This is a genomic window from Kribbella endophytica (assembly GCF_054781295.1).
Genome location: NZ_BAAGUR010000001.1, coordinates 2319539 through 2334016, shown reverse-complemented (window position 1 = coordinate 2334016; position 14478 = coordinate 2319539). Strand labels below are relative to the sequence as shown.

Annotated in this window: 15 protein-coding genes; 8 read left to right on the top strand and 7 right to left on the bottom strand. The window is 68.6% G+C overall.

Features of this window, described 5'->3' with window-relative positions; genetic code table 11:
• Nucleotides 1–3: 3 nt before the first annotated feature.
• Entirely contained in the window at nucleotides 4–1014 is a 1011-nt protein-coding gene (locus ACYVIO_RS11110; protein ID WP_460650597.1) for a LacI family DNA-binding transcriptional regulator, read from the bottom strand.
• 179 nt (nucleotides 1015–1193) lie between these two features.
• Here ACYVIO_RS11110 and ACYVIO_RS11105 point away from each other — a divergent pair, with 179 nt between their 5' ends.
• The 6 genes from ACYVIO_RS11105 (at nucleotide 1194) to ACYVIO_RS11080 (ending at nucleotide 7206) form a co-directional block, all read left to right on the top strand.
• A complete protein-coding gene (locus ACYVIO_RS11105) occupies nucleotides 1194–2069 on the top strand; it encodes a 5-dehydro-4-deoxyglucarate dehydratase (protein ID WP_460650596.1) in 876 nt (291 codons plus the stop codon).
• On the top strand, nucleotides 2066–3331 hold the full coding sequence (locus ACYVIO_RS11100) for a glucarate dehydratase family protein (RefSeq protein ID WP_460650595.1): 1266 nt from the start codon (nucleotides 2066–2068) through the stop codon (nucleotides 3329–3331). The genes ACYVIO_RS11105 and ACYVIO_RS11100 overlap by 4 nt, the downstream gene beginning before the upstream one ends.
• Nucleotides 3325–4446, top strand: a complete 1122-nt coding sequence (locus ACYVIO_RS11095) for a hypothetical protein (RefSeq protein WP_460650594.1) — start codon at nucleotides 3325–3327, stop codon at nucleotides 4444–4446. The genes ACYVIO_RS11100 and ACYVIO_RS11095 overlap by 7 nt, the downstream gene beginning before the upstream one ends.
• The gene (locus ACYVIO_RS11090) at nucleotides 4446–5435 is read left to right on the top strand and encodes a hydroxyacid dehydrogenase (protein WP_460650593.1); all 990 of its coding nucleotides are present in this window, start codon (nucleotides 4446–4448) and stop codon (nucleotides 5433–5435) included. Before ACYVIO_RS11095 ends, ACYVIO_RS11090 begins: the two co-directional genes overlap by 1 nt.
• Nucleotides 5436–5602: 167 nt before the next feature.
• Nucleotides 5603–6388, top strand: a complete 786-nt coding sequence (locus tag ACYVIO_RS11085) for a D-2-hydroxyacid dehydrogenase (protein ID WP_460650592.1) — start codon at nucleotides 5603–5605, stop codon at nucleotides 6386–6388.
• A 50-nt stretch (nucleotides 6389–6438) separates the two neighbouring features.
• A complete protein-coding gene (locus ACYVIO_RS11080) occupies nucleotides 6439–7206 on the top strand; it encodes a polysaccharide lyase family 7 protein (protein WP_460650591.1) in 768 nt (255 codons plus the stop codon).
• 60 nt (nucleotides 7207–7266) lie between these two features.
• Here the strand turns inward: ACYVIO_RS11080 and ACYVIO_RS11075 are convergent, their stop codons facing one another.
• The 3 genes from ACYVIO_RS11075 to ACYVIO_RS11065 form a co-directional block, all read right to left on the bottom strand.
• Nucleotides 7267–8046 (bottom strand): DUF2382 domain-containing protein, encoded by a 780-nt coding sequence (locus ACYVIO_RS11075; RefSeq protein WP_460650590.1) that lies wholly within the window; start codon nucleotides 8044–8046, stop codon nucleotides 7267–7269.
• 96 nt (nucleotides 8047–8142) lie between these two features.
• On the bottom strand, nucleotides 8143–9543 hold the full coding sequence (locus ACYVIO_RS11070) for an aromatic amino acid lyase (protein WP_460650589.1): 1401 nt from the start codon (nucleotides 9541–9543) through the stop codon (nucleotides 8143–8145).
• Nucleotides 9543–10556 carry an ornithine cyclodeaminase family protein gene (locus ACYVIO_RS11065; RefSeq protein ID WP_460650588.1) on the bottom strand — a complete coding sequence of 338 codons (1014 nt, stop codon included), beginning with the start codon at nucleotides 10554–10556 and terminating at the stop codon, nucleotides 9543–9545. Before ACYVIO_RS11065 ends, ACYVIO_RS11070 begins: the two co-directional genes overlap by 1 nt.
• Before the next feature lie 151 nt (nucleotides 10557–10707).
• On the opposite strand from ACYVIO_RS11065, the gene ACYVIO_RS11060 reads away from it, so the two are divergent.
• On the top strand, nucleotides 10708–11397 hold the full coding sequence (locus ACYVIO_RS11060) for a YqeB family protein (protein ID WP_460650587.1): 690 nt from the start codon (nucleotides 10708–10710) through the stop codon (nucleotides 11395–11397).
• Nucleotide 11398: 1 nt separating this feature from the next.
• Here ACYVIO_RS11060 and ACYVIO_RS11055 read toward each other — a convergent pair whose 3' ends face one another.
• The 3 genes from ACYVIO_RS11055 to ACYVIO_RS11045 form a co-directional block, all read right to left on the bottom strand.
• A complete protein-coding gene (locus tag ACYVIO_RS11055) occupies nucleotides 11399–11782 on the bottom strand; it encodes a pilus assembly protein CpaE (protein WP_460650586.1) in 384 nt (127 codons plus the stop codon).
• A gap of 72 nt (nucleotides 11783–11854) precedes the next feature.
• Nucleotides 11855–12238: a hypothetical protein gene (locus tag ACYVIO_RS11050; RefSeq protein ID WP_460650585.1), complete on the bottom strand. Its 384-nt coding sequence runs from the start codon at nucleotides 12236–12238 to the stop codon at nucleotides 11855–11857.
• A 21-nt stretch (nucleotides 12239–12259) separates the two neighbouring features.
• Nucleotides 12260–12961, bottom strand: a complete 702-nt coding sequence (locus ACYVIO_RS11045) for a M15 family metallopeptidase (RefSeq protein WP_460650584.1) — start codon at nucleotides 12959–12961, stop codon at nucleotides 12260–12262.
• 196 nt (nucleotides 12962–13157) lie between these two features.
• On the opposite strand from ACYVIO_RS11045, the gene ACYVIO_RS11040 reads away from it, so the two are divergent.
• Nucleotides 13158–14471, top strand: a complete 1314-nt coding sequence (locus ACYVIO_RS11040; RefSeq protein WP_460650583.1) for a sensor histidine kinase — start codon at nucleotides 13158–13160, stop codon at nucleotides 14469–14471.
• The last annotated feature ends 7 nt before the right edge of the window (nucleotides 14472–14478 follow it).

Genomic DNA, 14478 nt, shown 5'->3' with positions numbered 1-14478 from the left:
GAGTCATCGGGGCGGTGGCCCACTGGTGTCCCGGACCTGAAGCCTCATCGGCAAGTACGTCGGCTCGGCGTCGTCGCCGTTCACCAGCAGCTGTTCCAGCAACTCACCGGCCCGCCGCCCGAGCTCGTCGCGCGGCACCGACACCGTGGTCAGGTTGGAGTGCGCGACCCGCTCCAGCGAGATGTCGTCGAACCCCACCACGGAGTACGCCGAAGGCACCGCGACGCCCAGCTCCCGCATCCGCGCCAGCGCCCCCAGCGCGACGAGGTCGTTATAGCCAAGGATCGCCGTCACCCCCGCCGACGAGAGCAAAGCACCAACCGCGTCATAACCAGCCTCGCTCGTCGCCCCGCACTCAACGACCTCCACCTCCAGCCCGAACGCCCGCGCCGAATCGAAAGCCCGCAGCCGCTCGGCGTTCGCCCACGACGCCGACGGCCCACTCAAGTACGCCGCGCGCCGATGCCCGAGCTGCGCCAGATGCCCGCACACCTGCGTCATCCCACCGTGGAAGTCGACCGAGATCGACGGCACCGCGAGCCCCGGCACGATCCGGTTGAACAGCACCATCGGATGCTTCCGCCCGGCCAGCTCCGCCAGCTCCGCGCGCGGCATCCGCGGCGAGCACAGCAGTACGCCGTCGCAGCAGCGCATCAGGTCCTCGACCAGGTCGTGCTCGACGGCCGGGTCCTCGTCGGACTCCATCACCATCATCCGGCGCCCGTGCGAACGCGCCACCGCGGAGACCGCCTTCAGGACGTCCGGAAAATAAGGGTTCGCCAGGTCCGGAACCAGGACGCCGATCGTCCCCCACTCACCGCGCGCGAGGCCCTGCGCGGCCGCGTTCGGCCGGTAGCCCAGTGACGCGACCGCCTCGTGCACCCGATCCATCAGCGACGAGTCCACCCGCGCGGTCCCGTTGAGCACCCGGGACACGGTCGCGGCGGAGACGCCCGCCGCCGTACTCACGTCGCTGATCGTGACGCGTGGCGGCCGGCCGGGGCGGCTCGGCACGGCGGTCCTCCCTTGTTGAGAAAGCGCTTGCACGCAAGGCCACAGGCTAACCGCCGCAGCCGCTCAGCGAAACGTGTCAGCCGACCTGAAATCGCTTTCAGACGACCCCTTGCCAGCGCCGCGACCGGCGACTACCGTCGATCGGCAAGCGCTTACCGAAGTACTCGAAGGGTGATTCCATGCAGCTGGACCGTCTCTCGTCCTTCCCGGTGACGGCGTTCGACGCCGCCGGCGAGCTGGCCCTCGGGCCGTACCGCGAGCACCTGCGACACCAGATCGACGCCGGCCCGGCCGCGATCTTCGCCTGCTGCGGGACCGGCGAGTTCTTCTCGCTCACGCTCGACGAGTACGCCGAAGCGGTCCGCGCCGCGGTGGCCGAGACCGCCGGCGCACTCCCCGTCTTCGCGGGCACCGGCTACGGCACCGCGATGGCCAAGCAGTACGCCGCCGCAGCCCGCGACGCCGGGGCCGACGGCCTGCTGGTTCTCCCGCCGTACCTGATCAAGCCTTCGCAGCAAGGCCTGCTCGACCACTTCCGCGCGCTCGCCGCGTCGACCGACCTGCCGCTGATCGCGTACCAGCGCGACAACGCCGTCTTCACCCCGGACTCGGTCGCCGAACTCGCCCGGATCCCCAGCGTGCAGGGCTTCAAGGACGGCATCGGCGATCTCGACCTGCTGCAGCGGATGATGGCCGTCGCGCCGGACCTGACCTACTTCAACGGACTCCCGACCGCCGAGGTGACCGCGCGCTCGTACGCCGCGGTGGGCGTGAAGGCGTACTCCTCGGCCGTTCACTGCTTCGCTCCCGAGATCGCGCACGCCTACGAGGCCGGTCTCGACGAGCTGCTGACCGAGTTCTACCTGCCGCTGGTCAAGCTCCGCGACAAGGGCGCCGGGTACGCCGTCTCGCTGGTCAAGGCCGCCGTACGGCGTCGCGGCGTCGACGTCGGATCGGTGCGATCGCCGTTGACCGACCCACTGCCGGAGCACCTGGAAGAGCTCGACCAGATCCTCGAGCAGGGACTGACCGTCGTCCGGAAGGCCGCCGCATGAAGATCACCGACGTCAACATCACGCCGATCGCGATGAAGGACCCGCCGCTGCGCAACATCCACGGCGTGCACCAGCCGTACGCGCTGCGCTCGATCCTGCAGGTGCACACCGACGAGGGCCTGACCGGTCTCGGCGAGACGTTCGGCGACCTGGCGATCCTCAACGCCCTCCGCAAGGTCGCTCCCCGCCTCACCGGCCTGGATGTACTCGACCTCAACGGGCTCGAGCGGATCATCCGCGAGACCCTCGGCGCGAGCGCCGGGCTGGCCACGCACGGGCTCGTTGGTGAAGCCAGCGACGAGAAGACCATCTCGACCGTGCTTTCGGCGTTCGAGATCCCTTGCTGGGACCTGCAAGGCAAGGCGCTCGGGCGGCCGGTTGTCGACCTGCTCGGCGGCAAGGTTCGTGACGCCGTTCCGTACAGCGGTTACCTGTTCTTCAAGCCGGCTGGGCACACACCGTTGCCGGACTACCCGACTGATGGGTGGGGCGAGGCGATGGATGCCGAGGGCATCGTTGCGCAGGCCCGCAAGATGGTGGACGGGTGGGGCTTCAAGTCGCTCAAGCTGAAGGGCGGCGTGCTGCCGCCGCAGGACGAGGCCGACGCGATCCTTGCCCTGCGCGACGAGTTCCCGAACCACCCCTTGCGGCTGGACCCGAACGCCGGCTGGACGGTCGAGAGCAGCATTGCCGTCGGCAAGAAGCTGGACGGCGTCCTGGAGTACCTCGAGGACCCGACCGGCGGGATCGACGGGATGGCCGCGGTTGCTCGCGAGGTTTCCATGCCCTTGGCCACCAACATGTGTGTGACGGAGTTCGCGCACGTGAAGCCCGCCGTACTGGTCGACGCGGTCCAGGTGATCCTTTCGGACCACCACTTCTGGGGCGGGCTGCGGCGGTCCCGCGAGCTGGCCGGGATCTGCCGGACGTTCGGGATCGGCCTGTCGATGCACTCGAACTCGCACCTCGGGATCAGCCTGGCCGCGATGACCCACCTGGCCGGCGCGACGCCCGAGCTGACCTACGACTGCGACACGCACTACCCGTACCTGGTCGAGGATGTCGTTGTTCAAGGCGTGCTGGGCTTCAAGGATGGTGCGGTGCAGGTCCCGAGCGGCCCGGGACTCGGCGTCGAGCTCGACCTCGACTCGCTGGCGCGGCTCGCCGAACAGTACGAGAAGTGCGGGTTCGACACCCGCGACGACATCACGCCGATGCGCGCCGTCCAGCCGGACTGGAACCCGGTGATCCCGCGGTGGTGAGGCACGGCGCCTTCGCCTACACGTGGGATCTCGTCGGCGATCCGGCCGGCGCTTCGCGGATCGCGTCACTCGGCGTCGACACGGTGACGTTGCAGGCGGCGTACCACTCGGTTCGGGCGACGACCGCCTGGCATCCGCGGCATCGGGTCGTGCACGCCGAGCACGCTGCGGCGTACTTCCGGCTGCGTCCGGATCGCTGGCGTGGACGGCTTCGTCCGCCGGCGCCGAGCTGGGCGGTCGAGGACGAGGACCGGTTCGGTACGGCGTCCGCGACGCTCACCGCCGCCGGGCTGCGGACCGAGGCGTGGATGGTGCTCACCCACTCGTCGATCCTCGGGCGGTCCGCGCTGGATCTCACCGTGCGCAACGCGTACGGCGAACGGTTCGCGCACGCGCTCTGCCCGGCGCAGCCCGACGTCCGCGAGTACGCGCTGACGCTGGTGCGGGAGGTCTGCGAGCAGTACGACGTACCGGCACTGATGCTGGAGGCGTGCGGGTGGCTCGGGTTCGACCACTTGAGTGCGCACGAGAAGACGGGCGGCGCGGATCTGTCGCCGTGTGCGCGGGATCTGCTGTCGATCTGTTCGTGCGCGGCGTGTGCTCAGGTCTTGCCGGTCGACGAGCTTGCGGTGCGCATCCGAACGCTGGTCGACCGTGAACTGCAGGACGGTGTGGTTGCCGGAGACAGCCTGGTCGATGCCCTCGGCCCCGCGCTGGCCAACGCTCTCTACGAGCATCGGGCCTCCGTGATCAGCGGACTTGTCCAGGACATCACCCAACTGGCGGGCGATCGCGAGATCTTGCTGATGGCAACCGATGATCCGCAGGTCACCGGGCCGGACGTCGGGCTCGACCTGTCGTCCGCTTCTCCCACGGCGTACACGCTGAAGTGCTGGGACGACGCCGAGCCTGCCATCGCGCGACTCAAGTCGGCTCGCACCGACGTACCGCTGGTTGCCAATGTCAACGCTCTCGGCGATCGTCCGGACGAACTGCCGTCGCTGGTGAGCCGACTCGTCGCAGCCGGTGCTAGCGAGGTGCGCTACTACCACGCCGGCCTCGCCTCGCCGGCCCGTCAGCGGGCGATCCGCGCTGCCGTCCAGGAGGTCAACTGATGCTCAACGGTCTCTACGTGATGGACCTGGCTCGCTTCCCCGACGTGTACGGCGAGGAGGAGCGCGCGGCTCTGGAGAAGCTGTTGAAGATCACAGCACCACCGCTGACGCCTGGTGATCTGACTCCTTCGTTGCTCGCAGACGTCGAGGTCCTCGTCACCTCCTGGGGCGGCCCGCAACTCACCGCCGAACTCCTGGCCTCGGCGCCTCGGCTGAAGCTCGTCCTGTACGGCGCCGGGTCGGTCCGCGCGATCGTGACGCCGGAGTCGTGGGCTCGGGGCGTGCGCGTGACGACGGCGAACGAGGTGATCGCGGCGTCGGTCGCCGAGTTCACGCTCGCGCAGGTGCTGTACGCGCTGAAGCACGGCTGGCGGTACGTGCTCGGCTCTCGCGCCCGCTCCGAGTCGTTGCCCCGAGCCACCAACGAGCCCGGCGCCAACGGTTCGGTCGTCGGCCTGATGTCGCTCGGCGCCACCGGCCGCGCGGCGGCTCGCCTGCTGGGCCGGCACGAGCTGGTGCTCCAGACCTACGACCCGTACGTCGACCCGGCGGTCGCCGCATCGCTTGGCGTCCGCCTGGTCTCTCTCGAGGAGCTCTTCGCCACCTCGGACGTGGTGAGCCTCCACGCGCCGGTCCTGCCCGCGACCCGCAAGGTGGTCGACACCGAACTCCTCCGCTCGATGAAGCCCGATGCCACGCTGATCAACACCGCCCGCGGCGCGCTGATCGACGAGGACGCGCTGATCGCCGTACTCCAGGAACGCCCGGACCTGTTCGCAGTCCTCGACGTCACCGACCCCGAGCCGCCGCTCCCCGGCTCACCCCTCTTCACGCTCCCCAACGTGGTGGTCACGCCCCACCTCGCCGGCACCCTCAACACCGAGCGCCGCCGCCACGGCCGCCTGATGGCCGAAGAACTGGCCCGGTACGTCGCCGATGAACCGTTGCAGCACGAGGTCTTCGAGGCCGGCCAGTCGAGGTCAGCATGAAGCTGGTCATGATCCCACCTCAAAGGGAAAGTACAGCTGGCTGGGCGGACCGCCTGATGGCCGACGTACCCGGCTTAACCGTCCTCACCCCACCACCCCACCAAGTAGTGGACGCACTGCACACTGCCGATGCCGCCTACGGTGTCCTTCCGGCCGAGCTTCTCGCCGTGACCACCAAACTCCGCTGGCTCCAAGCGCAGCAAGCCGGACCACCGCCCGGCTTCTACTACCCCGAACTCGTAGCCCACCCGCTTGTCGTCACCAACATGCGAGCGACGTACACCGACCACGTCGCCGAACACACTCTCGCTCTGATCTTGTCGTTGACCCGCGGCCTTCCCCGCTACGTCCAGGACCAGACCCGCGCGGAGTGGAACCCCGACTGGGACCCGACCTCGGTCATCCCGTTGTCCGAGGCAACAGCTCTCGTCATCGGCGTCGGTGCGGTCGGCGCCGAGATCGGCCGGTTGCTCGCGGCCTTCGGTACGACGGTGACCGGCGTCGACGCCCACAGCACCGAGGCTCCTGGCTTCGGCGCGGTGCATCCGGTCGAGGCATTGGACAAGCAGCTGGCCGATGCCGACCTGGTGATCCTGACCGTGCCCCACACGCCGACCACCGAAGGCATGGTCGACGCCCGATTCCTCAAGCAGTGCAAGCGATCCGCGCTCTTCGTCAACGTCGGCCGCGGCCCAACAGTCCGCCTCGACGACCTCGACGCCGCACTAGCAGCCGGCGAACTCCGCGGCGCCGCTCTTGACGTCTACGAGATCGAGCCGCTTCCCGCCGACCACCCGCTCTGGCACCGACCGAACGTCGTCCTCACCCCGCACGTCGCCGGCGCCGGCCCGCACGAGGCCGAGCGACGGTACGCCGTACTGGTGGAGAACTGCCGGCGGTTCGTCGCCGGCCAGGAACTGATCAACGTCGTGGACAAGACCCAGTGGTTCTGACCCGGAGGTTCTGCAAGGCCTCATAAACCGCCCGAAGAAGGAGTTCGACCATGCGTGGTACCCGCCCCCTTGCCCTTCTTGCCGCCCTCGTCGCCAGCGCGACCGCCCTCACCAGCGCCGGTACGGCGACCGCCGCTCCCGCGTGCACCTACCCCGCCGAGGTGCTCAACCTGAGCCGGTGGAAGCTCCAGCTCCCGCTGGACGATCCGAACCAGTCCGGCACCCAGGTCCTGCAGATCACCCGGCCGCGGCTGAACACGTACGTCGTCAACCCGTGGTTCAAGCCGAACTCGTCGTGCAGCGGCGTGCAGTTCCGCAACGCCGTCAACGGCGTGACCACGCCGAACACCAGCTACGCCCGCTCCGAGCTGCGCGAGATGGAGAGCAACGGCACCAGCGAGATCAAGTGGTCGTCGAACTCCGGCACCCACACGATGGTGATCGACCAGTCGATCGACCACCTGCCGAACACCAAGCGCCAGGTCGTCGCCGGCCAGATCCACGACGGCAACGACCGCTCGACGTTCCGGATCGACGGTTCGAGCCTGTACGTCACCCGCGACAACGACACGAAGTACAAGCTGATCACCAGCAACTACGTGCTCGGCACCCGCTTCCAGGCCAAGTTCGTCGTCAGCAACGGCTCGATCAAGGCCTACTACAACGGCGTCCTGCAGACCACGATCCCCGTCAGCTTCACCACCGGCTACTTCAAGGCCGGCGTCTACACCCAAGCCAACTGCACGAACTCGTCCCCCTGCGACTCGACCAACTACGGCCAGACCACCCTGTACGGCGTAACAGTCACTCACAGCTGACAAGACACGGGACCGCGAGCGCCTTGTCCTAGGCGCCCGCGGTCCCGTGGAATCGTGGGATCAACGCTTGCGGTGCTTGGGGTCCGCGTCGTCGACGACCTCGACCTGCTCCTTGCGGACCTTCTCGCTGACCTGCTGCTCCTCGCGGACGGTCTCGGTGTCCAGGCCGACGCGCTCGACGGCGACGGTCTCCTTGGCGACGACCGGGCGCTCCTCGTGCAGCGTCACCTCGACGTCCTCCTCACCGATCTTGCCGCCGGCGCGACCGTTCTCGATCGGCTCGCGGACCACGTGCACCTCTTCGTGGCTGACCGGCACAGTGATCTGCTGCTCCTCGGTCACCACCCGCTTGTGCAGCCGCACCTTGCCGGTCTCAACCGTCTCGGTGCCCGCGTGCAGACGCTCCTCGGACCGGATCATCTCCTCGCGGCCGGCGCCCTTCATGTCCTTGTTCTTGCCGGCCTTGCCCGTCCGCATGTCCTGCCCCGGCTGCATGCTGCCGTCGGCCATCCCGCGGTCCATCCCGCCGGCCTGCATGCTGTAGTGCCGGTACAGCTCGCTCGCCTCGGCCTCCGACAGGTGACCCTGGTCGTCGATCCGCGGTGCGTCCTTGATCAGGTCCTTGCGCTGCCCGACGTGCAGCCCGTCCTGCTCGGCGTGCGCGCCGGCCAGCGGGACGAACGACTCCTTGCTGCCGAACAGGCCGGTCTTCACCGTCACCCACTCCGGCTCACCGGACAGGTCGGAGGCGTACAGGTTCGCGGCGGTGCCGACCTTCTGGCCCTCCACGTCGTAGACGTCCTGCCCGATGGTGCGTTCCAGTTCCTGCGCGGTGCTCATCTGGACTCATCCCCGTTCTGCTTGTCGACGGCAACTTCTGTACGACGGCCGGGTACCCGCGGTTACCGAGGGCAAACAACCTGTTGCCGTGAGCACTCACATCACGTGGTCGAGAATCGCCTGCAGATCAAGCCCGAACGGGCGGTCCGCGTCGATCGGGGGAACCACCGCCTGTACGGCGGCGTGCAATTCCTCCAGCCCAGCAGGCGTTTCACGCTCGGACAAGGCGAACGCCTGGTGCACCACCAGCAACTCAGCCGCAACGACTTCGCGCGCCAACCGAACCGCGGTTGTGAGGTTTCCGGCTGCTTCCCAGGTGAAGGTCTGGACATCTTCCTGCCCGTTGGACGTCTCCATCGCACCGATTGCCGCAGGCAACGAGAGCCGCCGCAGCGCGTGCGTGGTCGCCGCCGCGCGTTTGTGCACGGACACGAGCCCCGCCTGCGGCCCGGGCACGCGCGCCAACTGCGCCGGTAGCCCCGTCACCGCAGGATCCAACAGTCGATGAATCCGAGCCGTCGACACCTCCGCCGCATGCGTCAACGCGGCCACCACGTGATCGCAGTGCGCCGCCAGGTCGATCCCGTGAAACCCGGCAGTCCCCAGGAACTCGCCCTCCAGGAACGCCGGAGAATCAGTAACCCCGTCCAGTCCACGGTCAACCGCTTCCGCCAGCCGCACAACCGTCCGCCTGACATGCGAGACCACCTGTCCCGCCACCCGAAACGAAACCGGCGCCTGCAGCGCCACCGGAGACATCTCATCCCCAGCAAGCTGAAGAATCCTCGCCTGCTCCCCCGCCAACACCTCATCCCCCCGCCCCACCCGCCGGTCATAAGGATCCCGACTACCCCCGACCACAGCCAAAGCCCCCGCAGCCACCTCCCCCATCCGCTCTACCAACAGAGTCAAAGCTTCTACCTGCAGCCAAACCCGCCCAGTAGCCCCCGGAACGCCAGCCAGTAAAGCAATTCCTTCCTTGGGACCCAGTTCAAAAGAACTTTCAGTTGCGGGGTATAGGTTGCCTTCGGCATCCAGCACTGTCCCGATTCCTACCAGTGGGCCGGAGGCGTGGGCTAGGGGGATGATTTCGCCGGCGGAGCCTGCTCCCTCCAGGGGGATAGCTGGGACGTAGCCGCTGTTGAGTAGGGCGACCAGCTGGAGACACAGCTCGGCTGACACTCCTGCGTCGCCGGTGAGGAAGGTTCGGAGGCGGGTGAGGACGACGGCTCGGGCTTCGGCGTACGGGAGCCAAGGGGCACCACCTACGGCACGCCCGAGGAGCAGGTTGCGTTGGTGGACTCGTTGTTCGGACTCGTCGAGGCGGCGTTTGCTCATGGCGCCCATGCCGGTGTTCACGCCGTAGACGGGAGTCCCGGAGGACAACGCGTCCAGCAGGCGTTCGCGGTTCAAGCGGAGGGAGGCCAGCAGGGCAGGCGAAAGCTCCAAGGGCCCAGGGGAAGCGAGCGTGAGGTCTTCAGCGCGTTCGATCAGCATCAGTGGAACCTGAGCATCGTGCCGATCTCGGACTGCTCGGCTCGGCGGAGGATCAGGTGGGCGATGGCGACGTCGAGCAGCGAGAGGCCGCGGTGCCACAGCAGCGTGCGCTCGGCGTCGGTCTCCCGTCCAGGCTTCTGACCCGCGACGATCTCGCCCAGTTCAGCGTGCAACGACGAAGGCGACAACCGCCCCGTGTCGACATGCCGACGCAAAGACCCGAACCGCCCCGACTGCGCCTCACGCCAGTCGTCGACGACCACCTTGTCGATCACATCCAGCAGATCCAGCTCGACCGCACTCACCGTCCCGTACGGAACAACAAACGCCCCAGGCTTCACCGCCGCCGTACGCAACAACACCTCCGGCTCGTTCAACCGCGTCGCCTCGACGATCACATCAGCGCCGTCGAACGCCTCCTCAGCAGTCGCCACCACGCGCACGGGCGTCGACAGCTCCTCCGACAGCTCCGCGGCGAACTTCTCCCGCGACTCCGGCCGCCGCGACGTCACCCGGATCTCCTCCAGGTCGAAGAGATCATCCAGCATCGTCACGTTCCACCACGCCGTACCGCGCGCCCCAGCGTGCCCGAGGATCTTGCTGTCCCGCCGCGCGAGATGCCGCGCCCCGACCGTAGTCATCGCCCCCGTCCGGGCAGCGGTGATCATCGTCGCGTCCAGGATCGCCAGCGGCACGCCCGTCGTCGGGTCGAACAGCGTCGCCACGGCCAGCTCGCTCGGCAGCCCGACCTGGTAGTTCGGGACGAAGTCGCCGACCACCTTGACCCCGCTGACGCCGTGCTCGCCGAGCCGGTTGAGATGCCCGCGGAGCACGTTGAAGTGCCCGATCCCACCGTTGTCGGGGACCAGGTGCACCCGCGGCTCGAAGCTGGTCTGCCCCTCGCCGTGGTCGCGGACCGCCTCTTCGACGGCGTCCACGATCTCCGTCCGGGTGAGTCCGAGCGACTCGATCTCGGGCCCGGACAGGAAGCGCAACCAGATTCCCTCAGCCATGCGGAGCTCCTTCTCGTACTGCGACTTTGGTCTCGACCAGGTTCGCAGGCACCGACTTCGGTATCGCGAACCGTCTCAACGGCTGACCCCCGGCGTGGCGCGCTGTTAGCGTCGATCACCAGTGACGATCCGCGACCAAGGGAGCACGACCATGCCGACGGACACCAAGACGGTGGTCGGGCACTCGGCGACCGACAAGATCCTGCTGTACGGCGGACTGCCGCTGGTCGGCGGGGCGCTCGGCTTCTTCCTGCCGCGGATCGCGGACTGGGCCGCCGACCTGCGCTGGGTCCCCTGGCAGGGCCTGTTCGAGGCGATCGCCGGCTGGGACGGCTGGTGGGTGCAGCTGATCACGATCGCCGTCGGCCTGGTCGCCGGTTTCCTGCTCGGCGCGATCGCGATGGACGACACCCTGCGCATCACGGTCACGAACAACGACGTCGAGCTGCTGAAGAACGAGAAGACCACCGTCATCCCGCGCGAGCGGGTCGCCGCGGTCTTCCTGGACGGCAAGGAACTGGTCCTGCAGGACCGCGACTCGCTCGAACTGGCTCGCGAGAAGCACGACCAGCTCAAGGGCGACACTCCCAAGATCGGTGCCGCGTTCCGCGCTCATGGCTACCCGTGGTCCGACGGCGGCGACCCGTACGGCGATCGCTTCCGCCGCTGGGTCGAGGACGACCCGGAGCTGCCGCCCGCGGTCAACGCCGTCCTGCGCGCCCGGGCGAAATCCATCGACTCCAAGGCGGACCTGCGCGAGCTCCGCGGCGAGATCGCGAAGCTCGGTTACGTCGTACGGGACCAGGACAAGAAGCAGTACTGGCGCCCGACGGCCCGCTGAGTCACTCCAGCAGGTCGAGCACTGCGTCGGCGTACGCCTGCTCGGCGTCCGGAGCGGACGTCGAGCCGCCCTTGGTGCGGACCGTGTAGCCGTCGTCGGTCGCCTCCAGGCTGACGAACTGCCCGCCGAGCAGCGTGCGCAGCTGCTCCTCGCGGGGCAGCCAGATCACCTCACGCTGCTCGATGCTGTCCAGCGCCCACTCGGTGGTCCCGTTGAAGCCGATCACCTTGCCGCCGGGGTAGTCGTGCACCTCGACGGTCATGTCGCTGACCACGAACACGTCGTCGTCCATCTCCCGGTCCGGGACGACGAACCGGTCACCCGCGCCCGGCACCCAGAGCGCGCCGGCCTTCTTCAACCGCTTCGCCTGCTCGAGTGTGATCACGTAACCATCTTCCTCGCCCGATCAAATCCCCACACCTTCGCGCGCGTCCGGACAAGGAAAACGACGGAAGCCTCAGCGGGTGAGTGCCTTGCGCAGCTCGGTCGCGCGCAGCCGCATCCGGTCGCGGGTCCCGGTGGTGAAGCGGTGCAGCGGCAGGTCCACGACCGCGGCCGCCTGCCCCTGGCTGACGGCGAGCAGCGCGCGCACCCGCCGTACGGCGGTGTGCCGGTCCGGGGCCGCGGCGATCACGTCGAGCACCTCGTCGCGCCGGTCGAAGGCGGCCAGCACGGCGTCGTAGATCTCCAGCTGCGTGTACGCCGACCGGTCGGGCTCGGGCTGCACGGCGTGGTCCTCTCCTCGGGCGCCGCCGCGGACGACCTGGCGCCACAGCGCGGGAACGACCGGGCGATTGCGGCGACGGGTGGAAAGCCGGGTGCTGGTCACGGGCATGGTCATCGTCATATCGGGCGCTCCTGGTTATTTGGCGAGTGCGTAGGGTTCGCGGGCCGGGCACTTGCGTCCCGGCGTGGTCAGGGCTTCGAAGTGCCACGGCTCGTTGTCGTAGCGGCGGCAGATCCCGTAGCGGTAGCCGTTCAGCTCGAGCCACTTCGCGCCGGCCGCGGGCGTGATGTCGACCGCGCGGCCCTTCACGTGCTCGGAGAACTCCGGCGGCAGGACCCAGCGGACCGCTGCCTTGTACGAGCCGTACTTGACGATCGCCTCGTCCAGCAGGCGCCGCTGCTTGGTGGCGCTGCGACGGCCGGAGTTGATCCGGAGGCTGACCCCGTCGGCCTTCGCGGCTGCCATGGCCTTCAGCAACCGGGACCGCAGCTTGGGGGACATGCCCTCGGTCGACTCCTCGTCGTACTGGCCGTTCTCGCTCGTGGTCGGCTTCGGCTTCTTCTTCGGCGGCTTCGTCGGCTTGGGCTTCGGCTTGGGGGTGACGGTCGGCTTGCTGACCGGCGTACTCGGTACGTCGTCGTCGGCGCGCAGCGGCTTCGTGTCCGGCGCTCCCGCGCCGCCGATCACCGGTGCCTTGTCCCCCGGCGAGTCGAAGCCGAGGAAGTCCGCCAGCTGCCCGTGCCAGACCAGCAACGAGGCAAGGACTGCGATCCCGGTCACGGACAGCAACCGGGCCCGGACCGACAGACTCCGCCGCGGCGGCTCCTCGTAGTTCATGGGGTACAGCCTCTCGGTTCACGGCGCCGGTCACATCCCTCCCAGGGACCGTCCTGCGCGACCGGAAGTCGGACCCTGGTAGCAGGTCCGACGCGTCACCTCGTCCTAAAGTTGGAGCTTTTGCCCGTTCGGGCGAAGGAACCGGTTACTGATTGCCGCGACTACGCTGAGCTAGGTGTGGAGCCTTTGGCGGGGGATGTCGCAGCTGCAGCGTGATGTGCTGCTCGCTGCGCTGATCGGCGTCGGCTGGTTCCTCGCACTCGCGGTGGTCAGCGACAGTTCGTTGCGCCCGGCCAACCCGAGCGTCTCGGTGGTGACCGGCCTGTTCCTGGTGATCACGGTCGCCTGCGGCCGCAGTCTGCCCCGGACGACGCTTGTCTTCGTCGCGCTGCTCTACCCCTTCGTGTACGCCGCGGCCGGCACCGGCCTGGCCTCGCAGGCGGGCTTCCACGTCTTCGGGCAGCCGGTGATCAGCAACGCGGCCCTGCAGTCCGAGATCCATCTCGTCCCGCTGCTCGTCGTCGGGTACGTCGCGGCGGCCAGCGGCGTCCGGCGGTTCACCTGTCTGTTCTTCACCATGGGCAGCCTGGCCGGGCTGATGATCGGGCTGCCGACCGTGGTCGCGCTCGTCCTGGCCAACTCCGACGTCGTGATCAGCCGGCGCTACCGCAACCTGCCGAGCGATCTCTACAGCCTGTACGGCTACATCGACGTCTCGCTGTTCGTCTTCGCCGAGGCGCTGATCGCCGGCATGGTGCTGCTCGGCGCGAACGCCCTGCGCCGCCGCAAGTCCGTCCTCGTGCTGGAGAACCGGAACGCCGAGCTGGTCCGGCTGCGCAAGATCGAGGCTGAGCGGGTCGCGGCGGCCGAGCGGACCAGGATCGCCCGTGACCTGCACGACGTGGTCTCGCACCACATGAGCGCGGTGGTGATCCGGGCCCAGGCCGCCGACCGGGTCGCCGACCAGAACCCGGCCGCCCTGCGCGAGGCGGTCCGCTGGATCATCACCAGCGGCAAGGAAGCGCTGACCGCGATGCGCGAGACGGTCCGGGTGCTCAACACGGCGTCGCCCGGCGGCGGCGCCGAGACCGCTCCGGTGCCGGACCTGGCCGACGTCGCCCGGATGGGCGACCGGCTCAAGGCCGTCGGGGTGGACGTCACGATGAACCTCCCGACCCGCAGTCGCGAGCTGACCAGCGCCACCGACCTGACCGCCGTACGGATCATTCAGGAAGCGCTGACCAACGTGATGGTGCACGCGAAGGCCTCGGCGGCTCAGGTGAGCTGGCAGAGTGGGCCGCAGGGCGAGTTGCTGACCATCGACGACAACGGCAGCGGTGGGCCACCACCGGTGAACGTGCTGGAAACCGCCCGGCGGAGCGAGAGCGGCCGCGGCAACGGACTGATCGGAATGCGCGAACGCGCGCTGGCTGTCGGCGGCACACTGGCCGTGGCCGCTGGACCACTGGGTGGATGGAGAGTGCAGGCATGGTTGCCGCCGCAGAGATGAGTGAGCA